This window comes from Pseudoalteromonas denitrificans DSM 6059 (genome assembly GCF_900112265.1).
Taxonomy (GTDB): domain Bacteria; phylum Pseudomonadota; class Gammaproteobacteria; order Enterobacterales; family Alteromonadaceae; genus Pseudoalteromonas; species Pseudoalteromonas denitrificans.
In genome coordinates this window covers 48,021-73,926 of sequence record NZ_FOLO01000004.1, presented here as the reverse complement: position 1 = coordinate 73,926, position 25,906 = coordinate 48,021, and the positions used below count along the sequence as shown (strand labels likewise).

At 34.9% G+C, this 25,906-nt stretch carries 18 protein-coding genes; 7 read left to right on the top strand and 11 right to left on the bottom strand.

What is annotated here, in order from left to right:
- Positions 1-9: 9 nt before the first annotated feature.
- Together nosZ and nosR are read right to left on the bottom strand one after the other, a co-directional pair.
- Positions 10-1,908, bottom strand: a complete 1,899-nt coding sequence (gene nosZ, locus BM088_RS03995) for a TAT-dependent nitrous-oxide reductase (protein ID WP_091980197.1) — start codon at positions 1,906-1,908, stop codon at positions 10-12.
- Between the two features lie 62 nt (positions 1,909-1,970).
- Entirely contained in the window at positions 1,971-4,127 is a 2,157-nt protein-coding gene (nosR, locus tag BM088_RS03990; protein WP_091980195.1) for a transcriptional regulator NosR, read from the bottom strand.
- 291 nt (positions 4,128-4,418) lie between these two features.
- On the opposite strand from nosR, the gene htpX reads away from it, so the two are divergent.
- A complete protein-coding gene (htpX, locus tag BM088_RS03985) occupies positions 4,419-5,282 on the top strand; it encodes a protease HtpX (protein WP_091980193.1) in 864 nt (287 codons plus the stop codon).
- A 102-nt stretch (positions 5,283-5,384) separates the two neighbouring features.
- Positions 5,385-6,086 carry an MOSC domain-containing protein gene (locus BM088_RS03980; protein ID WP_091980191.1) on the top strand — a complete coding sequence of 234 codons (702 nt, stop codon included), beginning with the start codon at positions 5,385-5,387 and terminating at the stop codon, positions 6,084-6,086.
- Positions 6,087-6,103: 17 nt separating this feature from the next.
- Here the strand turns inward: BM088_RS03980 and BM088_RS03975 are convergent, their stop codons facing one another.
- Entirely contained in the window at positions 6,104-6,301 is a 198-nt protein-coding gene (locus BM088_RS03975; protein ID WP_091980189.1) for a hypothetical protein, read from the bottom strand.
- A 97-nt stretch (positions 6,302-6,398) separates the two neighbouring features.
- On the opposite strand from BM088_RS03975, the gene BM088_RS03970 reads away from it, so the two are divergent.
- Complete coding sequence (locus BM088_RS03970) at positions 6,399-6,908, top strand: GNAT family N-acetyltransferase (RefSeq protein ID WP_091980187.1); 510 nt, start codon at positions 6,399-6,401, stop codon at positions 6,906-6,908.
- Here BM088_RS03970 and BM088_RS03965 read toward each other — a convergent pair.
- The 6 genes from BM088_RS03965 to BM088_RS03940 form a co-directional block, all read right to left on the bottom strand.
- Positions 6,897-8,189: a sensor histidine kinase gene (locus tag BM088_RS03965; RefSeq protein WP_091980185.1), complete on the bottom strand. Its 1,293-nt coding sequence runs from the start codon at positions 8,187-8,189 to the stop codon at positions 6,897-6,899. The genes BM088_RS03970 and BM088_RS03965 overlap by 12 nt on opposite strands.
- A gap of 2 nt (positions 8,190-8,191) precedes the next feature.
- The gene (locus BM088_RS03960; protein WP_091980183.1) at positions 8,192-9,475 is read right to left on the bottom strand and encodes a sigma-54-dependent transcriptional regulator; all 1,284 of its coding nucleotides are present in this window, start codon (positions 9,473-9,475) and stop codon (positions 8,192-8,194) included.
- 66 nt (positions 9,476-9,541) lie between these two features.
- On the bottom strand, positions 9,542-10,777 hold the full coding sequence (locus BM088_RS03955; protein ID WP_091980181.1) for an FtsX-like permease family protein: 1,236 nt from the start codon (positions 10,775-10,777) through the stop codon (positions 9,542-9,544).
- A 10-nt stretch (positions 10,778-10,787) separates the two neighbouring features.
- Positions 10,788-12,080 carry an ABC transporter permease gene (locus tag BM088_RS03950; protein WP_091980180.1) on the bottom strand — a complete coding sequence of 431 codons (1,293 nt, stop codon included), beginning with the start codon at positions 12,078-12,080 and terminating at the stop codon, positions 10,788-10,790.
- 9 nt (positions 12,081-12,089) lie between these two features.
- Entirely contained in the window at positions 12,090-12,791 is a 702-nt protein-coding gene (locus tag BM088_RS03945; protein WP_091980178.1) for an ABC transporter ATP-binding protein, read from the bottom strand.
- Between the two features lie 36 nt (positions 12,792-12,827).
- Entirely contained in the window at positions 12,828-14,102 is a 1,275-nt protein-coding gene (locus BM088_RS03940) for an efflux RND transporter periplasmic adaptor subunit (protein ID WP_245763750.1), read from the bottom strand.
- Positions 14,103-14,397: 295 nt separating this feature from the next.
- On the opposite strand from BM088_RS03940, the gene BM088_RS03935 reads away from it, so the two are divergent.
- Together BM088_RS03935 and BM088_RS03930 are read left to right on the top strand one after the other, a co-directional pair.
- Positions 14,398-16,602, top strand: a complete 2,205-nt coding sequence (locus BM088_RS03935; RefSeq protein WP_177207944.1) for a TonB-dependent receptor plug domain-containing protein — start codon at positions 14,398-14,400, stop codon at positions 16,600-16,602.
- Between the two features lie 245 nt (positions 16,603-16,847).
- Entirely contained in the window at positions 16,848-17,858 is a 1,011-nt protein-coding gene (locus BM088_RS03930; protein ID WP_091980172.1) for an NAD-dependent epimerase/dehydratase family protein, read from the top strand.
- Positions 17,859-18,189: 331 nt separating this feature from the next.
- On the opposite strand, the gene BM088_RS03925 is transcribed toward BM088_RS03930, so the two are convergent.
- Complete coding sequence (locus BM088_RS03925) at positions 18,190-21,069, bottom strand: TolB family protein (protein ID WP_091980170.1); 2,880 nt, start codon at positions 21,067-21,069, stop codon at positions 18,190-18,192.
- 159 nt (positions 21,070-21,228) lie between these two features.
- On the bottom strand, positions 21,229-22,320 hold the full coding sequence (locus BM088_RS03920) for a branched-chain amino acid aminotransferase (RefSeq protein WP_091980168.1): 1,092 nt from the start codon (positions 22,318-22,320) through the stop codon (positions 21,229-21,231).
- A gap of 424 nt (positions 22,321-22,744) precedes the next feature.
- Here BM088_RS03920 and pigA point away from each other — a divergent pair, with 424 nt between their 5' ends.
- Entirely contained in the window at positions 22,745-23,899 is a 1,155-nt protein-coding gene (gene pigA / locus BM088_RS03915) for a prodigiosin MBC biosynthesis dehydrogenase PigA (RefSeq protein WP_091980166.1), read from the top strand.
- A 2-nt stretch (positions 23,900-23,901) separates the two neighbouring features.
- The gene (gene pigB / locus BM088_RS03910; protein ID WP_091980164.1) at positions 23,902-25,899 is read left to right on the top strand and encodes a prodigiosin MAP biosynthesis oxidoreductase PigB; all 1,998 of its coding nucleotides are present in this window, start codon (positions 23,902-23,904) and stop codon (positions 25,897-25,899) included.
- Positions 25,900-25,906 lie beyond the last annotated feature (7 nt).

Genomic DNA, 25,906 nt, shown 5'->3' with positions numbered 1-25,906 from the left:
TTATAATATTTATGCTTCTACTAACATGCGACCACGCATTTCCATATGTAATGCATGACAGAACCAGTTACAGTAATACCACTGCACACCAGGCTTATCTGCAATAAAAGTAATTGAAGCAGTTGCTTGAGGCCCAATTTCCATTTGAACACCATGGTTGGTTACACAAAAACCATGAGTAACATCTTCTACTTGATCTAGGTTAGTCACAATAACAGTTACTTCATTGCCTAATTTTACTTTAAACTCCGACATGCCATAATTTGGTGCAATAGATGTCATATAAACACGGACTTTATTACCATCACGGATCACTTTGTTTTGTGTCATGGGGTCAACACCGTCTTTTTTAGCTATTGCTAATGTCTCAGCAAATATCGGATCATCACGTGTCCAAAGCTTTTTAGTTTTAACTTTACTACGGTGAACCATCATGCAGTCATGTGGTTCTGCGAATGTGGGTCCATCATGAACAAGCTTCATTTCATCACCGGAAATATCAATTAACTGATCATTTTCAGGACGCAGTGGGCCTACAGGTAAGAATCTATCTTTTGAGAATTTACAAAGTGATATTAACCATTTTCCATCAGCATCACGGGTTTCACCTGCTGAAGTGTGGTTATGTCCAGGTTGATAATGCACATCCAATTTTTGACGTAAATAGTTAACTTTTTTGCCGCCATAAGCAGCGATGGCATCTTCAACATTCCATTTAGCAATCTGGCTATCGAGGAATAAAGTTGTATACGCATTACCTTTGTTATCAAATGCAGTATGCAGTGGACCTAAGCCCAATTCAGGTTCACCAACGATAGCATCACGAGGCTTGATTTTATCACTAAATAAATCATCTAGTTTTTCAATTGCAATAATTGAAACGGTTGGTGATAACTTACCATTGGCAACAAAGTACTTTCCATTTGGTGAAGTATTCATTCCATGTGGAGATTTTGGCACTGGAATATAACGTGTAAGCGAAGAGCCTTTACGACCATCAAGTACAGGAACATTGTTTCCATTATAAGTTTTAAATTTACCTGCTTTAACGGCTGCTTCACATCGTGCTAAACTGAAAACAACAACATGGTCACGCTCAGCTGAAATCATTTCACCTAAGTTCATACCCATTTCTGAGTTATAACAAGTAGATGCGAAGTATTTTCCATCGTAGTCGGCATCGGTATTATCTAAGTTACCATCAACCATAACTTGAAATGAAACTTCCATTGTTTCAGCATCAATAACGTTAAACAGTGAGCGATATGTACTAACGTCTTCTAATGATGCTTTGCCATCATTATTCATTGGAATTTCAAATTCACCGTTACAAATAACATATTTAGTATAAGGAACTTTTTGAACACGTAATCCATGTACAGCTTGAATGTTAGGTACTGTAATGATTTTATCTGTTTTCATTACATCACAGCGAATACGTGCTACACGAGAGTTCGCTTTATCGTTAATGAAAACATACTTACCATTATAACGGCCATCAGTCATACTCATATGAGGATGATGAGAGTCGCCCGCTAATAAATGTGCGCTTTCACCTTTAATACGTTTAGACTCATCTGTTAAGCCCCAACCTGTAGCACTATCAATATTAAATACAGGAATACGCATAAGCTCACGCATTGATGGCACACCCATGATACGTACTTCACCTGAGTGACCACCACTCCAAAAACCATAATATTCATCAAGTTCACCTGGGTGAACAACTGGGCTATTTGCAGCTTCTGAAGCTTTTGCTTTGGCCATAGTTGCAAACATGGCTGCAGTCATAGGTGCTGCAACAGCGCCTGCTCCTAAAATTGCTGATTTACCAAAAAAACTACGGCGGTCGGCATTTTCGGGTGCATTGCCTTGTTCAATTTGAGCTTTATCAATATTTTTGCTCATGCTATATCTCCACTTTATTTAATTATCATCTTTTTGTGTTACTTAGTTTTGAAACTAATTTGTTATCCGGCATCTACGATTTTTATTTCATTTTGTTTAAATTTTTCAATTTGTTGTGCCTTTTTACGAGCTGCTTTTTTTAAAGGAGGGCATTTATCATCTTGGTAATAAGTGACCTGGCAATCTAAGCAGTAATGACACTCACGCATATTGATACTGCCATCAGGATGGATAGCTTGAATTTCACATTCTTTAGCGCAGGTTTTACAAGGTTGGCCACATTCAGTACGACGGCGTAACCAACTAAATAAACGAATGCTGTTACTGGTAGATAATGCAGCACCTAGTGGGCATAAATATCGGCAGAAAAATTTACGGTTAAATAAGTTAATGATGAGTAGTAATAACGCCCAAGTAATGAATGGCCATTCACGGTCAAACTTTAATAAAAAGGTTGTTTTGAAAGGTTCAATCTCTGCAAACTTTTCAGCCATTGACAGAGAGTCTAGTGATAAACCAAATAAGCCTAATAAAATAAGGTATTTTATAGCCCATAACCTTTCATGAACTGCCCAAGGTAATTCTATTTGCGGTAATTTGATGTAACGTGAAAATACGTTCAATAATTCTTGTAAGGCTCCAAATGGACATAACCAACCGCAATAAACAGCGCGACCCCAAAGTAATGCCGTCACAGCAGCTGCACCCCATAAAATAAAGATTATCGGGTCAAGTAAAAATAAGTCCCAAGAGAACTGACTCATAAAGGCTTGTAAAAAAGTAAATACATTGACTACTGATAGTTGTCCACCCCAAGACCAGCCAATGAATACAACGGTGATCACTAAAAAGCCATGGCGGAAGTTATGCAAGAATTTTGGAAAACGTACCAAAACATCTTGGAAGAAAAGGGTAATTAATAATACGGTCATTAAAATAAAGAGAATTACAACTTCTACTTGGCGTTCATGCCACACTTGTTGCGTAAGTGTAAGTTCAGGTTCTGGCATAAAAGCCGGTGGTGTATCTACATAATTGTCTAATATGTCATATTCGCCTTTAAAACTTGTAAATAAACTATCTACAGGGCCTGTTTGGCGACGAACTAATAACTCTAATTGCCAGTTTGCACCGGGATCAAACTCATGGTGCGCTTGAACTTTAAAAATAGACATTTCTTTAAAGCGAGGCGAACCATCGATGAAAATATCTGTAACACGAGTATGCTCTAAATCCCTAAAGGAGATAGCATTATCATTTTGATGTACTTGTATACGATCAAATATACCGCCTCGCACATACCCTGAACCTTTAAATGAATATCCATTTCCAAATAAACCCACTAAATGTTCACCTGGCTTTAAATCCTGAACTAACCAGTTATATTCACTTTCACCTAAAAGATTTTTACCTATGGTTGGAATATCTATTAAGGTATAAAAAATTTCAGCAAACATATCTTCTTTTTGAGACGGTTTCGCTTCATCTATATGTTCGGCATCTGTATTTTTAAAGGCATCATCAATCGTTTTTCGGTCCAAATATAATTTGCGAATTGAACCATCGCCGATAAGTTGTTGCCAGGTGTTTTGGCTATAAACATCGTGTTTAATTGTTGAAAGGGGTTGAATGATGCCAAGTTTCTTTTTAATGATTTTTAGTGATTCAGCAATTTTAGTTGCTGACTTAGTTATGCCAACATTCATAACCATAACTGTAACAGTTGCACCTGATAGACCATCTATAGCAACATATCCCGCTTTATCATTACCGCCTACTTTTAAACGGTCTTTAATTTGCAGTCCTTGGTACTGATCGGTGAAATTCCATAATTTTTGCTCTGGAATACCGGCTAGAATAATGGGTTCATGGTGCTCTAATACTTTTACACCTAAATATTCTCCTTTTGGACTGATGGCAACCAGCATGTTTACGGGCTCTCCTGAATATGCTGGGATTTTAGCAATATCGTTAGTTTCAAAAGCATACCCTAAAACATCATCATTTTTGTAAATCGTCCAAAGTGGTAAGTCTCCATTTTTCTCACTTACTTTACTCGCTTGAGGAAATATTTCTTTAATGAGTGGAGCAGGATCTCTTGGGGGACTGACAAATAATGCATAGCTAGACTTTGGAACCACAATGCTACTTAATAATAAAATAATGCAAAAAATAAAAAATTGTTTGATTAATGTTTTAGAGTGAGCGTTCAGAATCATTAAAAAAATATCCCTGTTAGAACTGCATAGATGTGCGACATAATGTCGCACCTCAAATCTAAGGCATATATTAGGGGGGGATTAGAATAGGGTTATGACTCAGATCAAAGAAAACGAGTCACAACAAGGATTTAGTTGTTTACATGATTTAGATCAAAAAATAATAATATGCTGATTTTTCCTCTGTCAGAATACTTAGTTACATTTATTAAGGAATGACTTAAATAATTTTGTTGAAAATCACTCTAATAGCCCCATATTAATGAGTTCTATAGTAGATATGAGGTACCTATGAAACGTGTTGTTTTATTTTTAGTTACAAACTTGGCTGTTATGCTTGTTTTAGGCATAGTGCTTTCAATTTTAATGTCGGTATTTGGCATTGATAATCGTAGCCTAGGAGGAATATTGATGATTGCCGCTGTATTTGGTTTTGGCGGATCATTTATTTCATTATTTATGTCAAAATGGATGGCAAAAAAATCAACAGGTGCGCATGTTATTGAACAACCTCGTAACGAAACTGAAAAGTGGTTAGTTGAAACTGTTTCATCTCAGGCACAAAAAGCGGGTATCAAAATGCCTGAGGTTGCCATTTACGATAGTCCTGAAATGAATGCATTTGCAACGGGACCCAGTAAAAACAATTCCTTAATTGCAGTGAGTACAGGCTTATTACAAAACATGAGTCAAGGAGAAGCTGAAGCGGTACTTGCCCATGAAGTCTCTCATGTATCTGGCGGCGATATGGTAACGTTGACTTTAATTCAAGGTGTTGTAAATACATTTGTTATATTCTTTGCAAAAGTACTTGCAGGAATTGTTGATAACTTCCTATCAGGTGATGACGAAGAAGAGTCAGGTTACTCTTGGACATATTTTATTTTAGATATGGTTTTTCAGATTATATTTGGTATTTTAGCAAGTGTCGTCGTCGCTTACTTTAGCCGTAAGCGTGAATTTGTTGCTGATGCTGGTGCTGCCAAATTAGTTGGCGCTGATAAAATGCGTGCTGCACTAGAGCGTTTGAAATCAAATCACCCATCACAATTACAAGGTTCTATGATGGCGTTTGGTATTGCATCAGGTAAAGGTTTAGGTGACTTCTTTTCATCACACCCGCCGCTTGATGAACGTATAAATGCACTTAAATAATAATTATTATATTAAGATAAAAGCGCAGATCTCTTAACAGACTGCGCTTTTTGTATTTTAAAAAATCAAGAAAGCATGATTTATAAAATAAGGATTGAATTTATGCAAATTTTAGGGACGTTAGAGCGTATATTTATTGGTAAAGCCATACCTTTTGAAAAAAAAGGCACAGATCGTGTTTTTAAATCTGCAATTAATAAAAGTTTAATTTCAGGTCCTGTTAATGTGAATGAAATGGGCATTATCGGTGATGAAGTAGGTGATACTAAAATTCACGGTGGTATTGATAAAGCTGTGCACTTATACCCTAGTGAACATTATGAGTTTTGGAAAAGTGAATTAGAAAATTGTAACGACCTTAACCAATTTGGTGCATTTGGTGAAAATTTATCAACTTCAGGTATTTCAGAAAAAGATGTATGTTTAGGTGATGAAATAAAAATAGGCACCTGTGTTTTCGAAGTTGTTCAAACAAGACAACCTTGTTGGAAATTGAATGTAAAGTTTGAACGCAATAATATGTCTCGTTTAATGCAAGACAGCCTAAAAACAGGTTGGTATTTTAAAGTACTTCAAGTAGGAGTTATGGTGGCGGGGGATGATATTATTTTAATTAATAGACCTAATCCGTCGTGGTCATTAAACAAAGTGGTTAATTTATTATATAAAGACAAACTAAATTATAGCGATTTGAGCGAACTGGCAAAACTAAGATTAGTGCCATCATGGCAAAAAATGGTGACTAACCGCCTTAAAAATAAAAAAGTAGAAGATTGGACTGGTCGTTTAGAAGGTAAAGATTAAAAGAAAAAGCACAATGATTATTGTGCTTTTTTGGCTATTTGATTCGGGAGCAGTACTTCAACGACTTCTCTGGCATCTAAAGTGTATCTTACACCACTAAACATAACGGAAGTTTTTTCATTAATGTTTGTTATCCCAGTTAATGTCCAGCCTTCACCGCGTTCAGGGCAAAAAACCGTTGTAGTAGGGGGGACAACTTTAAATTCAGTACTCATGTATATTTGAATCTCTTTTCACTTAATCGTCAAATGATAAAAGAAATCACTTTGATAATAAAGAAATTCAGCTTAATACGTTTTAGATGGAAGATTAATGTCACATTATCCTAATTTATTGACTAAAAGACTTATATTAAAACCTATCACATATAAAGATACGGAGGCTTTATTTAATCTATTAACTGAACCTGAAGTGAGCTTGTATAATAACTTTGGTGATATTACAAATAAACATGATGTTCGAGCTCTTATTCAACAGGACCTAGAGCATAGTTATCTTAATTGTGGTATTCGTTGGTCAATTAACTCAGTTGATAACATATTCTTAGGCAGTTGTGGTGTACATGAATATGATGAAAAAAAATCATCTGCGACAATCGGTTATGAAATATCAGCTCAATATTGGCGAAATGGTTACATGTTTGAAGCATTAACAAAAATGATAGCGTATTTATTGAGTGAGGATAGTCATTTTAATGTTAAATGTATCATTGCGAATACACTTGAATTGAATATTGCATCTATTAAGTTATTAAAAAAATTAGGATTTAAACTTAAAAAAGATCATAAAAGCCCAGTTCTGACCTTTGAACTATTCAAATAAAGGCAGTATCACACTGACACAAAAACCTTTTGGAGATAAGTTACTAAATAATAGTTTTCCTTGATGAGCCTCAATAATATCACGGCACAGTGCTAACCCTAATCCTGTTCCAGTATGTTTGGTTGAATAAAACGGTAATAAAGCATATTGGAGTACTTCGTTTGACATGCCAGTGCCTGAATCAAGAATATCAATCCTTAATTTGTTATTTAATTGCTTTACCCCTAATTTAGTCATATTTTTTGGATCAGCTTCATCTGCATTCTTTAAAAGATTGACTAAAACTTGTTCAAATTGGGCTTGATCTATGTTTAATGCACAGTGTATATCAAGTTCATTGCTTAGTTTGAAAGGGTAGAGTATTTGAATTTGAGATAAAAGTTCATTTATAAAGACCTTCTTTTTTATTGGCTGTCTAAGTTTTGCTAAACTTGAATAACCTGTGACAAAATCACTTAAATGATTAATGCGTTTTGATATGGCATTAAAAACCCGATCGAGTTTAGCTTCATTGAGTTTTTCACTAATAATTTTACCGCTGTGGCACATCGAGCTTATTGGTGCGATTGAATTATTAAGCTCATGGCTCAAAACCTTGATAACTTTTTTCCAGGTATTACTTTCTTGCTTTGCAAGTTCTTCGGTCATGGTTTTTAATAAATACAAAGTATGTGTTGCTTGATTTAATCTGACGGTAGAAGTTGCAATATGCCAAGCCTGAGGTTGTCCTTGGGGATCTATGCAGCTTAAAATAGTATCTTGTGTGTGATTATTTTTATAGTTCAAACTTGTTTGAAATTCTTCTGGCAAGGTTGAAATTAAATTGCGCCAGTTTTGGCCTAATATAGAACTTCCAGTTAAAAATAATTGCTGGCTTTGTGTATTGGCAAAAATAACTTCGTCTCTATGATTTACTAAAATTGTGATCACGGGGGATGCATTTAATACTTTATCTAACAACATCTCTCTTTGATAAAGTTTCTGCCTTTCATCACGTAAGTTTTTACTCGCTAGATCAAATCTCTGATAGAGTAAAATATGCTTCTTTTCTATGATTTTTGGTAAGCTGGCAGAAAAGTCTCCATCCATAAAATTTAAAAAACCTTGCTCTAAGCTTGAAACTAAAGCGGTTTGTTTTTTATATTCTTTATAACCAATTATTAAGTTCATAAGTAACAAAAAGCAGCCACTGAAAATAACGATAAAGTTGCTTTGTGGCAATAAGAAATAACATAAAGTGAAAAATGTCATATTGCTGATAAATAAGAGTATGAAATTCATATTTAGATATCTTGTTTTAATTCATATTTTTCAATGCGACGATAAAGTGCTTGCCTGCTAAAACCTAACTCATTGGCAGCACGCGATATTACCCAGTTATATTTATTTAAAGTATGTAATATTTTATCTTTCTCTGTTTGTGCAAAATGCATTTTGTTATCACGGTTATGTGAGAGGGGGTGAAAATCAGACTCTGTAATACAAGCGTCTGATGCAAAAACTAAAGCCCGTTTACAGCTATTTTCTAGCTCGCGTACATTGCCAGACCATTTTTGGTTAAGTAAATAGGTTTTAGCTGACTGCGATAATGAATTATCATGACCAATAAAATGTGCTGCTAAAGGAATAATATCTTCTTTTCTGTTTATTAAGGGGGCTAATTTTAATTCAACAATATTAAGACGATAATACAAGTCTTCTCTAAATGTTTGTTCGCCAATTGCTTGTATTAAATTACTATTAGTTGCGCTAATGACTCTGACATTTACTTTTAATGTTTTACTTGAACCTAATCGTTCGAATTCACCTGTTTGCAATACGCGTAACAGCTTCATTTGACCTGATAAACTTAAGTTACCTATTTCATCTAGAAATAATGTACCTTCGTCTGCTGCTTCAAATCGACCAATTCGTTCTGCATTGGCGCCGGTAAATGCGCCTTTCTCAGCACCAAATAATTCGGCTTCCATTAAATCATGGGGAAGCGCGCCCATATTCACTTTAATAAAAGCATTATGACACCGACTTGAACATTGATGAATATAATCTGCAAGTTTCTCTTTACCAGAACCATTAGGACCGGTAATTAAAACATTGATATCTGAACCCGCAATTTTTTGTGCCATCTGCACTAAATGTTGCATTTGTGCGCTTTTAAAAATGAATGAACTTGGGGCTGATGTTATTGGATTTTCTTTGGCCAAGTTTGCATTTATAGCATCTAATAGCTTTTCATCATTCCAAGGTTTGGGAAGATAGTCTGTAGCACCAGCTTTAACCAATTCAATGGCAGTTTCTAATTGGCTCCAGGCTGTGATGATAATGACCGCTAGATTTGGATTTATTGCTCGAATACTATGAAATAAATTTTTTCCTTCTTCTCCGGAAGTGGTACCTTCACTGAAATTCATGTCCTGGATCACAAGGTCAATATTTTGATGGGATACAGCCATTATAGCTTCTTTTACTGTACTGACAGTGAGCACATCAAAGTGATAAAGACTGAGCAATAAATCAAGCGCATCTAAAATGTCAGGGTTATCATCAACAACTAAAATACGCTTCATTATTATATTTTTTCCTTGCTAATTCTTTGTCTAAAAGTAGGGCGTTTAGCCCCACTTTTATCTTAATCATAATGTATGGGTTGCAATCACAGGCGATATTTTTGTGGTTTTATATGCAGGTAACCAAGTTGCGATTGTGCCTGATACAAATATAACTGCTACAGCCATGAAATATAACTCAATATCAGGTTTTTCTATAGTAATAACTTGGCTCAACAATATATTAATGGCTATGGTTGAACCTATGCCTAAAATACAGGCAAATATACTCATTAACCAATTTTCACTAAAGACATATATCATGATATCTTTTTTTGTTGCACCTAAAGCACGGCGTATGCCGATATATTTACGTTGTTGTGAAATATGAAAATGTGCATGAGCAAAACTACTTACTATGGTTACTAATATCATCAAAATACAAAGCGTTGTAAATAACTTAGCTAAACCTGATTCTTGACTGAAAAATCGATTGTGGCGATCTTTCATACTATAAATATTGATAATGTCACGCTCTGGTTGAACTGCTAAAATAGTTTCTTCAACTTTTTCTATAATATTTTTGACTTGACCTGGCATTACATGAAGTACATAGCTTTGCGTAAAATCAGCTTGTGCAAACATAAAGTTACCAAACACAGCAAAATATTTTGATCTACCTTGCCACCTAGGGTTCACCATAAAGTCTTTTGCAATACCAACGATTCGACCATGATTTGATAATTTACCTAAAGCTGACTCATCGGGATAAACAGCCTTAGCTAAAGACTCTGTAATAACGATATTAGGCTCAATTTCATCCCTTTTACCTGCATAATAATCCTGAGTCATATCATCATCTTTTGTTAAAGCACGCCCTTGTACTATGTCTACACCTAAATTAGATAAACCAATGTGACTCGAATAAAAAATAGGAACAGTATCTAGATCTTTATCTAAAATTACATCGTCCGGTGTATTGTCATCCTTAAAATTTCCATTCCACCCTCCATTTTGTATTGGCAGTTGATTATATTGCGCCACACTTATAACACCATCAAGCTCAGTCAATTTTTTCAGGTCTTTTTTCGTAATAGCATGATAATAATCAGTTTCCCTGTAGTCACCTGAAGTAGGTAATAATTGTGCAACAACCAGATTATCTACATCAAATCGAAGAGGATTATTGAGTTTTTTACTGGCATCTAAACTTAACAAAACTGTATTGACAACTAAGCCTAATGTCAGTGCTAACTGCAGAAGTAATAAGGTTGTTGCGAACTTCCTGAGTTTCAAGGCTTTTAAAAGTGCTTTTATATTCATATCTTTCTCCTTATTTTATTTCTGAGCTGATATTTGAATTACTTGCTCGTATTAGAGGGTATAGTGCGCTGATAAAACTTGTTGCAATAGCAATACATATACCCATAATCATTAGCTGCATATCAAAGTTTGCAATATCAGTTAAATATGGAAATAAGCTCAAAGATAGTTTCAAAAATATCCAGCCTATTACTATCGAAAAAAAGGCACAAATCGTTCCGATAATAATGCTTTCAATACTACCTTGTAGAAATATTTGTTTTTTACTGGCACCTATGGCGCGTCTTAATCCTGTTTCAAATTTAGCACTATGGTAGCGTGCTAATAATAAGCTACTGGCATTAAATATACAGACAGCTAAAAAGAGCAGAGTCGCTAAGGCGAATGCCAATATTTTGTCATCAACCACTTTATTTTTAGTGAGCCATTCATTTACATTATATAGCTTGTTATTTATATCAAAGGGGTGTTCGCCGGCATCCTTAAGGCTCTGGCTATAACTATCTAAATAGTTTTGAAATTCAGTCTTTTGTTGTTGCGTGTCCAATTGAACAAAAGCTTGTAAATAAAAGACATTTTTTTCTCTGGTTTCAGATGATGCATTATACATTTCAGTTGAAGAAGCTCTTGCGCCAATTCCCCAGCTATTATCCAATGCAACTTCAATGGGGGCGAATAAGTCATCTGTTTTATTAAAGGCACGTCTTTCACTTGCGTGATAAAATAATGGCTTTAAATGCCAAGGTTTCAATACACCTACTATTCGAAATAACTTATTATCTATTTCAATATTTTTACCGACACTATTAATGCCACCAAATAGCTTTTGATTTAAATCAGCGCCTATTACCACTTCAAAGGCATTTTCGTTTTCCCAGCTCTGGCCATATTCAAAAGGGGCGTTGGTTAGTTGAAAAAATGCTTGAGTTGTAGCCCGAGTTGTTGCTCCAAAGCGGGAAAGACTTTTAGATTCAACAGCCCTAGTATAAACATTAGATTCATAATGAATTAAGCTGTAGGTTGGAATATCACTTTTGAGAATATGCATTGCATCTCTATAGCGTAGAATATGTAAAGGTTCAGAGTTATCACCTTTTGTTTCAGGCCAGGTCGTCATATTTACGCTGAAAATTTTATCGCTTTTCTGTGGGATAGGGTCACTAGACATCACTTTTAATATTGCTAAATTTGCTAACAATACTGCAATACCCAGGGCAAGGGTGGTGATCATTAAAGTGAAAAATAGTGTATGACGCTTTATGTTGTGTATGCTTAATTTGATGTAATAAATTAACATTTCCATGGGTATTCCTTAAGCTGTTTGTGCGCTTGTAAGCGGAGCATAGATACTCATATCGGTAATTTGACCATCTATTACTTGCACGTTTCTTTTAATCGCACGTGCCTGATCCGGATCATGAGTAACCATAATAATGGTACTCCCTTGCTCATTTAGTGAATGTAAAAGCTCCATTACTTGGCGAGCCATTAAAGAGTCGAGATTACCCGTAGGTTCATCAGCAAGTAATATTTTAGGTTCACCTGCTAAAGCGCGCGCTATCGCGATTCTTTGTTGTTGACCACCAGATAATTGACTTGGTAAATATTTTTGTCTACTTGCCAAACCCACAAGCTCTAATGCAGACTCAATTCTACGTTTGCGCTCTTTGGCATTAAAACCACGATAACGTAATGGCATATCGACATTGTCAAAAATATTAAAGTCGGGAATTAAATTATAACTTTGAAATATAAAGCCAATCTTTTCATTCCTTAGATGTGATAATTCATCATCGGATAAACCTTTTACGTTGACACCATCTAATTCATAGCTACCACCATCAAAGGTATCTAATAAACCAGCTACGTTTAAAAATGTTGATTTACCTGAACCTGAAGGACCTGTTACAGCGACAAACTCACCTTCAGTAACATTCAAATTAAAATCACGTAATGCATGTGTTTGAATGGTATCGGTACGAAAAATACGGCTAATTGAATTCATTTTTAACATTATAATTTCCTTTGGAGTATTCTTTTAAAGTGACATTTAATTTGTTAGTTTTATGTGTTCTTGTGCTATAAAGTCTGAATGATCTGAAATGATCAGTTCATCGTTTTCTTTTAAGCCAGATAAAATTTCAATAAACTCAACACTTGATATACCAACAGATATTGGTTGCTTCATTGCAGTATCATCAATGATTTTAAATACAGATTTAGAGCCCCCGGCTTTTAAAAATGCACCGCGTTTAACCATCAATACATTTGATTTTCTTTCAAACTCTATTGTTGCATTAACTCTTTGATTTTGTCTTAAGTTGATTGCATCAGTATCATTAATGGTTATTCTAATTTGAACCTGACTATTATTTATCTCAGGTGAAATAGCGCTCAGTTTCCCCTTGAGTTTTTTACCTGCGACAGTCAAATTAACCTTTAAACCGATCCCTAAATCATCAGCATAAAACTCAGGCACATTTAATTGCGCTTCATATTTTGATAAATCAACAATGGTCATTAAGGCTTGTGAGTCAGCGACACGTTCTTTTTGTTCTACCAACCAATTACCAACAATACCAGCCACTGAAGCTTTGATATTGAGTGAATTCTTACGGCGTATTAATTCTTCTAAAATAATCTCTTGTTGTTTAACTTCAAATTGACGGGTTTGATTTTCAAATTTAAGTCGTTTTCTAGCAAGTAATACACGTTTTTGAGCATGTTGATGTATTAAGTTTGCTTCTAATAGCTCATCTTTGGTTTTTTCGAAATCAAGTTCACTGATAACTTGTTTGTTAAATGAAAGTTGCGATCGTTTATTTTCACGTTTAGCGGCATTCAATCTCACTTTAGCTTCATCTAAGCTACGCTCTAAATCAAGTTGGGCTTCATCATCTTTTAATGCCCCTCGGCTGGCATCAATTTTTAGTTTATTTAAGTGTGATGTATTTTGTTTTATCAGGGAGATAAGTTCAGGACTTTTTAATTGTGCAACAATTTGTCCTTTTGTTACTTTATCGCCAGGTTTACTCAACATTGTAATTTCACCTATCTCAGGGCTGAATAATTGAGGTGCATTGGCTGCAATCAATTTACCTGACACTGCAACGTCTCGGATTAATTCTCCTTTAAACACTTTAGCTGTTAACAAACTCGTTTGATCAATAGATTGAATGCCAAAATACCAATTACTTAAGGATGGAAATGATAGAACTGAGATCACAAGAATAAATACACTGATAGTGAAATATTTAAATTTAAATTTTAGCTGTTTCTTTTCGACTACTTCATCCTGAGAGTATGTATTTGTAATCATGGTCATTATTTCAATTCGTATGTGGTGATTATAAATAGCAGTTAGGATGCCAACAAATAAATAAATTTAACTCATTGTAAAGTATAGTTAATTATATATTTTAGTTTTTGGAACTGTCCGCCCGGACAGATTTATTGTCCGTAACTGTCCGAAAATTTGATTAATGGACACGTGTGGACTGAGCACTTAATTTGTGACTGGTTAAGTAGTAAAAATTGACTAAACTTATCGATAATTATTACCATAAAAAATAAAGATGCTAAAAAATAGATTACTTTTCAAATACTTTTGTGCAATTTTATTGATATATCCATGTTTTGCTTTTGCTCAAAATGATGATTTATTTTCAATGGAGATTGACGAGTTATTACAAATTACTGTGATAAGCAGTAATGGTATTGAAGAAAGCCTCATTGATGCACCTGCAAGCATGGTTATTTTATCTGAGTCTGATTTTATTAAACGAGGTTACAACAACTTAGCTGAAATTTTAGTGGATTTACCAGGGTTGGATACTATTCAAACCAATGGCACAAGTTATATAACGTCGTATCAAAGAGGATATCGTACGCCATTTATGACACGTACTTTATTTATGATCAACGGCATTGTTGATAATCATTTATGGAGTCAGGATGCTTTAATTTCTCGGCAGTACCCAATTAGCATGATCAAACAAGTCGAAGTTTTATATGGTCCTTCTTCCGTAAGGTATGGGCCAAACGCTTTTTTAGGGGTGATTAATGTGATCACCAAAAAGGGTTTAGATTTAGCGGAAAATCACACTGAATTATTAATGAAAGCAGACATAGGCAGCTGGGATTCTAATGGATTGGAGTTATTCAGTCGTGGAAATTTTGAAAATGTTAGTTTTGATATCAGTGGCCGAATTTTCACTTCTAATGAAGAAGACTTGTCAGAACGATGGGGGTTTTTATCGAATAATTTATATAATAATCAAAAAGTTTGGGGGCCTTTATTGCAACACCAAAATGATGGGGAATTCTATGGAAAATATAACGACAAAACAGATGATTGGGGTTTATTTGCAAACTTCAAATATCAAGATTTAAAACTGAGTTTTATCAATTGGCAAATAGATGAAGGATATGGCACTCAATATGCCGCAGATAGAGGACAAAACAATGGCGACTGGCAACGATTATCTAAGCAAGTACTTTTGGAGCATGACTGGCAATATCGTTATAACTTAAATATAAAGAGCAATTTACTGTACAGAAAAAGTCGGGTTTGGGGGAATTGGGCTGAAGCAACACCTGATTGGAATCAAGGTATGTCAGAGTACTCATATATCAGTATCAGTAACTGGAATAGTTCAAATAATGCAATCGAGATAAAGCAAGATTTTGATTATACATATAGTGAATACTTTAGATATTTGCTTGGCTGGCGTTTAAAACGTTCTGACCTAACAAAGGCTTATGATGTTCCCGGATATTGGGGAGGTTATAGCTCTACAATTTCATCCGATGCACTTGGACCTTATGGGTTTGGAGCTGGCGTGTTTCATAGTACAGATTTAAACTATGATTTTGATAGTAAACCTATTCCTAATGTTCCAAATGATAATAGAGTTCAGTTTAATGATGCTGGAATATATTTTTCAGTTATTTATGATAGCTTTCCATGGCGTACAAATTTAGGCATTAGATATGATTATAATCAGATTTGGGGCTCGTCAACTAACCCTAGAGTGTCATCTATTTTTAAATTCAACGACAATCAATCTGCTATAAAATTAGTATATGGCGAAGCTTTTCAAGAACCTCCAGCCCTACAATTATATGGCGGTTGGTCTGGTCGATTAGCCAACCCAGATCTTGCACCTGAAAAAGCAAAAAATATTGAAGTTATACTTATGCATAATTCAGCACATTGGTTGCATGATATGTCTTTGTATCGCGCTTTTTATGATAATGTCATTCGTGAAGATGCGATTAACAATGGGAAAAGGGTTATTACTGGTTTTGAATATAAGGGGCGATTTGAATACAGTCACTTCTTACAAGGTCAAGATAATATAACCGGATATATATATTATACCTATACAAATGCTAAAACAGACCGTATTTATGACCATAATAAACAAGACTGGGTAAATCAAACAAAAAAATTAGGGGATATTTCGCCTCACAAAATCAACATGCTCATTGATATGCCTTTTTATGATAATTGGCATTTAAATATTAAAGGAAATTATTTACATAGTGCAACTTTGTACTCAAGAAACCCTTTAAATATTCAAAATATAAAAGTGGCCTCCTGCATGATTTTTGATGCTTCTCTTAGTTATAAAATTTCAAGCTGGAATTTTACTTTTAAAGCATTAAATATATTTGACCGTAAGGTATTTTCACCTGGCGTTGGAAAGGCTGACTCTGGTAATGATTTCTCTAAACGTAGTCTAGGCTTTATAAACTCATTAACTGTAGAACCTGGTCGCTCAGTTTGGTTATCTGTTCGTTATCAGTTTGATCTGAAATAAACATTCTCTTCATGGAATATGATTCATAACTGTGAGGGGGTTATCTAATTTTTATAATGCATAACTCAGCTATTTTCACAGTCTTAATAACCAAAGTCAGTCTTCATAAGTTATCCCTGTAATAGCATGTAATATTTTTATTTTTTAATGCCGTTATAATTTACCTATTAATAGAAATTGTTTTCAAAGATTTTTGATCAAATAAATGTATATAAAACAATTATTACTCATTATGGTTATACATTATGAAAAAAATATTGCTTATTGGTGGTACTGGTATTGTAGGTAATGCAATGATAGAAGCCGCTTTAGAGAAAAAATTTCATATTACAGTCATTTCAAATAATGAAAATGCGCTGCTTCCTACTGGCGTTTTACACATCTTCGCAGACAAATACAGTTCAGATTATGATTTGAAACTAAAGGCATTACCTAAGTCTGATTTTGTTTACGATATTATTGAATATGGATTAGATGATGCAAAAAAAACGCATGAAATTTTCAAAGACAAAACACCTCATATTATAGTACTCAGTACCACGCTTATATATGATAGAGAAAATGTCTTCAATGAAGCGATTTCTGAATCTAACCCAAGCATCCCCTCTAAAATGTATGGTGGTTATGTTGACTCAAAATTATTAGTTGAAGATTTTTGGTTAAACCAAACAGATGTGAACGTTACCTTATTAAGGGCCTATCATATTTTAGGAGTTGGCTCATTACTAGGTTGCCTTCCTCTTCACAACCGAGATCCTTTGATAGTAGAGAGAATTGAAAGTGGAGAAACATTACACCTATTTAATGAGGGTAATATCCCTTTGAACTTTATTCATCCCAAAGACTTAGCCAGTGCCGTACTTGGAGTAGCCAATAATCATTTGTGTTTTAATAAAGCCTATAACGCTGTAAACCCTCAAGTGTATTTTATTAAAGATTATTATCATCAACTTGCTGCATTATTGTGTAAAAAGGTGAATATTAAGGGTCTTGATTATGAAGAAGTATACGGGCGAGGTTGGGAGATGACGTTGCTGCCTCATTGCTATGATATTAGCGCTTTGCAGCGAGATTCTGGTTTTAATCCAACAATTGGTTTAGATATTGGGCTTCGTGATGCGCTAACGGGGTATCCGTTTTCGGTGACTGCGACAGATCTGATCCCCGTATTTAAGGCTATGAATAAAGGTGATGATCCTAAAAAGATCTCTTGGTTATCTACTATGCCTGATTTATTTCATGAACAAGCTCTATGATAGGAGTGGTACATTATAGTTAAAACCTCAGGTAATGTTTAGATGCATTCTCCAAGTATGACCCACTTTATATGAAAAACTATGACCTTAAATCTAGTTTTTTATTCACTATTACGCGTAATTCAAAACCTAACAAATAAATGAAAAATACTACGCAAGCGCTTTGGTTTAACATTACAGCAAAAATTAAAGTGAATTATGAAATACCAATACGCTTTTGATGAAGAGTTTATAAAGTTAGCGTTATAAATCTTTTTATTTCAAACAAGATAAATAACGCTCACTATTTTATATCACCTTTTTTAAGGCAAATTACAATTAAGCGTGTGGCTTACCACTTGTGCCATAACCCTAACCACGCTTGTAAGTCAGAAGGACCATTTTCAGGGTTTACTTGTGCTAACCCCATATCAATAGATAAGTTAGTGATACCTGTAAAACCAAAGTCATTTGTAAAATTCCCTTTAATACCGTATACATTTATTTCATCTTGTTCGCCCATTTTATGCCTTGAATAGAAAATACGACCAAATTCAAATGGTGAGAATATTTCATATTTTTTGTATTCATTGGCTGTTGCGTTATAAAAAGCAAGTTCAGGAGCAAAAACTTTATTTTGATGTGCTTTAGGCTGAATTAAAGTTGAACCATACCCACCTAAGCTTAATAAATCACCTGCGTTATTTGAGCGATTGATAGACTCAAATTCAGCGCCTAGACCTATTTTGTTAATATGTGCACTCATAGAGAGTAAAGCGTTATGTCCAGTATAATCTTGACTATCTTGTTCGCCATCTAATAAATAGACTTTAGATTTTTGTTTTATACCCCAAACTTGTTTGTCCCAAGACCAGGTTTGGTCAAAACCTAAAACAACATAGTTATTGTTGTCTTTTATGTTATTGATTTCTGCTTGCTCAAATTTGTATTGCGCAGTACCTGAAAGGTGGAATGTTTTATATTGAATAGGGTAAGTTGCTTCAAGTAATAAACCTGATTCTGAAATTATTGTATTATCCGTAAAAGCCGCTTCTTTTTGTTTGTCTATTTTTAAATCAAATTGATATCCATGGGCTAATAATTTAACAGGCCAACCTTGCCAACGGATGTTACCACTGGCACCTGAAAGCACATTTTTACTTAAGTCATGGCTAATATTCAACTGCCAATCAAAACGACTTAATATATCTCCGCTTTTATACCCTAATTCAAATAAATTATTTGAGGCTGAATAAATGCTTTGGCCCAGTGTGATAGTGCCTTGCTGAGGTCCGGTCCCATAACTTTTATTTTCACCTATGCTTTCATCTACCAACATAGATGCTTTGGCGAGTTTATGTTCTGATCTATCAATATCCATTATATTTATAAAGCCAGACTGGGTTGTTTTACTAATTAATTGTTTATTTTTATTGTTTAGCTTTAAGCTAAATACATCAGGACCTTTTGAATTGATTGATAAATGCAATAGAGAATCATCATTTTGCATAATGGGCCAGGAAATAGGGTGTTTACCTGAAGTAACTGCAAATAAGGCATCCGACTCAAAATGGTACTGATATAATTTTAACTCACCCTTTACACCTGCTACAAAATATAAGGATTTATCATCATTTGACCATTCAGGGTATGAAACAAATTGATACCCTTGAGGTAAAGGAATTATGTGCTCTGAATTAGAATCAAAAGTTTTGATTTTAATTTGCCACTTTTCATTTAGAGCACTTTGTACGTAAGCAAGTTTTGTTGAGTCAGAGTTTAATCTTGGAAAATCATAGATATTTTTTGTTGTTGCTTTATTTATATCTGATACTTTTTTGCCATCAAAGGTATACTTTACGATGCCTGAATAACCATATCTTGATTGTTCAGCAATAATATAGTTCTGATTAATATCGAAACGTCTTAAGTTTTCACCAAAGGTGAGCTGTTTCGTTTTTCCTGTTTTGATATTCCAACTAAATAAATCTTGGTGTTTTTGATTATGCCTATCAGTTGTTGACGCACCATAAATTATTGTTTCATCATCTAACCAACGTGGATCACGTAACCCCTGATGATCTATCTGATTCAATGTGAATTTCACCTCGCGTTTAAATACTTTAGGGGATTTACTGGTAATATCTAACGGGTCATTTTCTAATATTTCTTCATTTTTTTTGTTGAATTTTTTAATTGCTTTTGCGTTTTCTTGTGTACTGTAAACATTCAGTATAATTTTTCTATCTTCATCATCAATAATCGTTTCAACGATAGCCAAATGATGGTTATCTGGACTGATACTGGGGGAATTTACACGACCTTTTAAGTCTAACCATAACTTGGAGTCAGACTTTTCAAATTTACGTTCTTTAGACATCGCTTTATACGTATATTCAGCGACAAATCTTTGATATAAATGCGCTGCGGTATCTTGAAATACACCTTCAAAAGATTGATCAAATGTACGTTGTTTTACGCCACTCCAACGAGTCCAAACGGCATCTAAAGTATTTTCACCATAATTATCTTCTAACCATTTTAAATATCTAACACCAATAAGATAGGCCATCGATCCTGACATAAACCGATTGTCGGCTTTACTAAGTTGTTGATAAGTAGGCAATGCACCTTCTGTGGCAAATTGTTGAATAATAGATTCAACACCATCATGATATAAACGTCCACGACCTGTTAGTTTAGATTCTTGCAAAGTGGCATAGCCTTCAGCCACCCAGCGATCACCATTAATTAAGGATGCGTCATACACATCCCAAACTTTTGCTAATTGATTACGCCAACTACTACGGCTCTTTTGCGCTAAATGCACTAAATGAACATACTCGTGAAGCACTAATAACTGCTGCCAGCTACTTGAGTTTGCAATAATGCTATCTGACTGTGGTGGGGTCGCGTATAAAGCCATATAAGGTTTGCTGCTCAGCGGCATTGCAAACCCATTTGATGCATTAAGAGGGTCAATTATATATGCATCTACTTTTTCATCTAAAACACGACTTTGTTGTTTTTTAATGAGCTTACGGACTATTTCCATTTCTCTGGCACTTGAGAGGGCCCAATCTTTATACTCAGGGGTATAATGTACTCTAAAATTTTCTGTTTCAAAGGTTTGCCAGTTCAGTGCTGAATCGACCAATGCTGCATTTGCATTGCTTGTTAATAAAGAAGCGGCACATACTGAAAGGGCACTTACTATTTTATTTAATTTCACTTTTAAATCCCTGTTTTAAACAATTGGGAGCATGTTAAAAACATTATAGGAATTTTTTTAACAATAGTGATAAACGGTTAATAAAAGAGATAAATGGTGATAAGTAAACGGAAATTTTATGTGTGGTAGCAATTAAATGATTACTACCACAATAGGGTATTATTGTTTTATGCGTTCTACTTTATTAACCCAGCCAGCTGGACCTTGTTGTCGGCCCATTTGAATATCAGTTAATAAGGTATACATGGCTAAAGTATATTTCCCAACATTACCATCACCTACAGTGATCACGCTGTTATCTTCAAAAATATATGAACCAACAGGAGATACAACTGCTGCGGTACCAAAACCGCCAGCTTCAATAATATCACCGGATTTAACACCTTCAACAAAGTCTGAAATCTTGATCGACTCTTGTCTTACTTCACACCCTAATTGCTGGCCTAATTCTAAAATTGACCTAGAAGTAATTGATTTTAAAATTGTATCTGTGAATTTAGGAATGATCACTGTGCCATCTTTAAGTACATGGTAATGGTTCATTGCACCGGCTTCTTCGATATATTCATTTTTTGAATCAAGATATAAAACTTGAGATGCACCATAAGTTTGTGCAGTTTCAGCTGCTTTTAATGACGCACTATAATTACCTGATGCTTTTGCAGACCCAGTTCCACCCGATACAGCTCTGTGGTATTGCTTGCTTACCAATAAACGTATTGCTTTATTATTACCATCTTTGTAATAAGCACCACTGGGACTCATTAAAATACAAAAAGTATAATTCTTTGAACTTCGTACCGAAATGTGATCTTCCGTTGCAAAAACAAAAGGGCGTATATATAAACATGCGCCATCTTGCTCAGGGAACCATAATCTGTCCACATCAAGTAAGGCATGAATGGCTTCTACTTGCATTTGTTCGTCAATTGCAGGCATACATACAACTGCTGCAGAGTGATTTAATCGAGCCGCATTCATGTTTAATCTAAAAGTATGTATCTCACCATCTGTGTGTTTAAAGGCTTTTGCACCTTCAAAAATCGATTGTCCGTAATGCAATGCCATTGCGCCTGGCGGCATCGTTAATGGACCATAAGGGACAATTCTAGGTTCAATCCATTCACCATCCTTGTAATCCATTAAAAACATATGCTCTGTTCTTAAATGTCCAAACCCTATGTCATCTGTAGGCCTAAATTGTTCGCTTCGTCTTTGGTCTGCTGCTTTTAATTGGTAAGATATTTCCATTTTTATTACTACTATCTGCACGGTTATAAAATCTCTATTGCATGCATAATGAAGATCTTGTTAAGTAAATGCAAATACTTCCCCTGATTATTTACAAGTAAGAATAAATAAACTTACATAGTTGTAAAAAGAGAATTAATTAACTAATTACCCGCCTCATTTTCAAATGTTAAGTCTTCATTTTTTTTAAATAAAATGGTCATAAATGCTTGTTAATCTGTGTTTTGTTATACGAGTGCTTTTAAATAAATACAAAATTCACCTGTTAATTTGGTTAATTTAATTTAAATTTATATTCCCTTTTCAGGGACTGGGTGCTAGCATTTGTCCTGCTTTTGGAAACTTGGAGAAAGCAAGGGTTTTTTAATCGAAAAAAGTTAAATAGAAATTTTTTCAGAATAAATTTAATTTGAGCGAGTTATTTATGGATTTTGCATTATCTGATAGTCAACAAGAATTCATTGACTCTACAGTAAAGTTTGCACGAGAAGTATTAGATAAAGATGCTTCAAAGCGTATATCATCTCATCATTTTGATCGGAAAGTTTGGCAGCAAGCTGCAGATTTTGGGATCGCGGGTTTACCTGTCTCAGAATCTTTGGGCGGTATGGGATTATCAGCTTTAGATTGCATGTTAGCAATCGAGGCATTAGGTAAAGGCACAAATGATCTGGGACTGATCTTTTCTTTATCAGCACATGTCTTTGCCAGTGTTGTGCCTGTCTGGCGATTCGGTTCAGAATCAATACATCAAAAGTATTTAGAACCGCTAATTAATGGTCAATATATTGCCGCAAACGCAGTATCAGAGCCTAATGCTGGTTCTGATATCTATAATATGAAAACGACTGCCGAGGCAGTCGAAAATGGTTACATACTAAATGGACAAAAATGTTTTGTAACCAATGCGCCTGTTGCCGACCTTTTTATAGCTTACGCAAAAACTGATCCAAAACTCGGTTTTTTTGGTGTAAGTGCATTTATAGTCCATAAAGATACAGCAGGCCTAAGTGTAGGAAAGAATAGAGAAAAAGATAGCTTATGCACAAGTACATGGTCTGAAGTGTATTTTGATGATGTCTTTGTTCCTAAAGAAGATAGGTTAGGTCAAGTTGGCGCTGGTGGAGCTATTTTTCATGACTCTATGGTGTGGGAAAAAGGATGTTTATTTGCTGCATATGTCGGTGCTATGGATCGTGTATATGAACAATGTTTAGAGCATGTTAAACAACGTATTCAGTTTGCTGGCCCTATCGGAGAAAACCAATCGGTTTCTAATCGCATTATAGATATGAAATTACGCCTGGATAGTGCACGTTTGATGTTATACCGCGCAGGCTGGCTATATGATCAAGGTAAAGATAGTGAATCAGAAATAGCGTTAAGCAAAATAATGATCTCGGAAGCTGCGGTACAAACCGGACTTGATGCGATTCAACTGTTTGGAGCTTCAGCAATTGAAAATGAAATGGGCATATCTCGGTTATTGTTGGATGCTCTGCCATCTCGAATTTTTTCTGGTTCAAATGATATTCAACGAGAAATTATCGCGCGTAAACTCGGTCTAAGGAAAACATAATAATGAAAATACAACGTTTTTTTGGCATTTTATATATATTGGCAGGGATAGCGAAAGCGTTTCCACAATTAGAAGATGTGCCTGCTATTTTACAAAGTGCGGCAACGGCAAATACAGGAACTGGGGTAGAAAACTTGAGCCTTTGGCTTGCGCAATATGGGCAAACAGTCAATATAGTGATAGGGCTTGTTCTTGCGATCTCCGGCATACTTTTATTGATCAATCATAGATTAGTTAAATGGGTGATCTATGGACAAATGGCGATGATGTGTATATTTGTCACAATTTTATTTCGTTCCCAGCCGCAAGTCATTGTCTTAGATTCTGTCTTTTTCCTTGCAGCCATTTATATGTTGCGTTATCACAATCAAGTCCATATTAGTCAATCACCTTTTTTTCAAAGTTCAAAGTTTGAAAACAGAAGAAATCAACAATTAGGGAGTCATACTCAATTTAAAGATTATTATGATGTCGTTGTTGTTGGTGCTGGCGCATCAGGTTTAACAGCTGCATATGAACTGCAAGATAAAAAAGTATTATGTCTTGAAAAATCAGAGTTTTTTGGTGGAAACGCACGATTTGAAACCCAAAATGACGTGAAATACCCAACCGCTGGCGTCTGCTTTCAATTACCATATGAAGGCACTCACATTGCAAACTTACTAAATAAGCTTGGTTTAACAGATAAATGGAAAATATCAGACCAAGATACGATTGTATTTTTTGATACTAAGTTACTGATGTCATGTATTGGTGAAGTACTGATAGCAAATTTGAAACAACCAATGCAATTGTTAAATCCTGCAGTATGGAAACTCACATTTACATTAACAATTAATTGGATCACTGCAAAACGCTATGTCGTTGCGCCTAAAAAATTAGGGGATCCAATATTTGCCGACTTATATACATTTTTAGACCAATTCGGTCGTGATACAGGAAAGTTTCCCCAGATGCCTTGGAACGCTGAGTGTGGCTGGTCACGTCAAGAAATGGAATTATTAGATAGTGTGTCACTTTATGATTTTTTATTTGAACCCGGCAAAATAGAACATATTCCTAACAGACTTAAACCATCAAAGAAATTTGGCCGTTTAGTACAAAGTGCGATTGAAACAACATTACGTGTTGAATGTTTGGAAGTTAAAGATGTATCCGCTTATGTCGGCTTACACTTTTTAATCGGATATTTAAGAGGGTCACTTGTCACTTTGCCTGGCGGCAACGGCTATATCACAAACAAAATAGTAACAGAACTTCAACAGAACCCACATGTCACACTGGCTAACCAATGTGAAGTGCAAAATATAGAGTCATTAGATGAAATAGCCCATATCAGCTTTTCACAAAATGGTCGCAAGCACATTATTCAAGCAGGCAATGTTATTTGGGCTGCACCAAAACATGTAATTGGAAATATCATCCCAGATTTACCACAAATACAGCGTGATACAATAAGTCAAATTGCACACCATGATTATTGTGTTGCGAATGTCACATTATCCAAACCTGCTTTATTAAAACATTTTGGTGGATATGTTATTGAGCCAAATAAACCACAAAGTGAATATGAATGGTGTAAAACTGGGGTATGCATTGTTCCACAATGGATGGATGTTAATAAAGAACATGACACTGGTATTTTAACACTTCTAAAACCTATCGCACCTATAGATGCACAAAATAAAGTTACTTCTGAGCAGTTTGAAGCTATTCAAAATAAAACTTATGCAGAAATAAGTGAATTGTTACTGACCATCAACATAGATAAAAGTCATGTTGAAAATATTAAATTATGGTTTTGGGATAAGAGTCTTGTTGTATCAACAAAAGGACAGCTTAAAAATGATATTTTTGTAAATGCATCAAAAAGTCACAAACTCATTTCTTTTGCTAATCAAGACAGTATCGGTATAGGCAATATTGAAAGTGCTATTAGTGCAGGGAAAGCCGTTGCTGACCAAATTCGCATACAGCTTGATAGAAAAAAAGCTTCATAAAATAAAG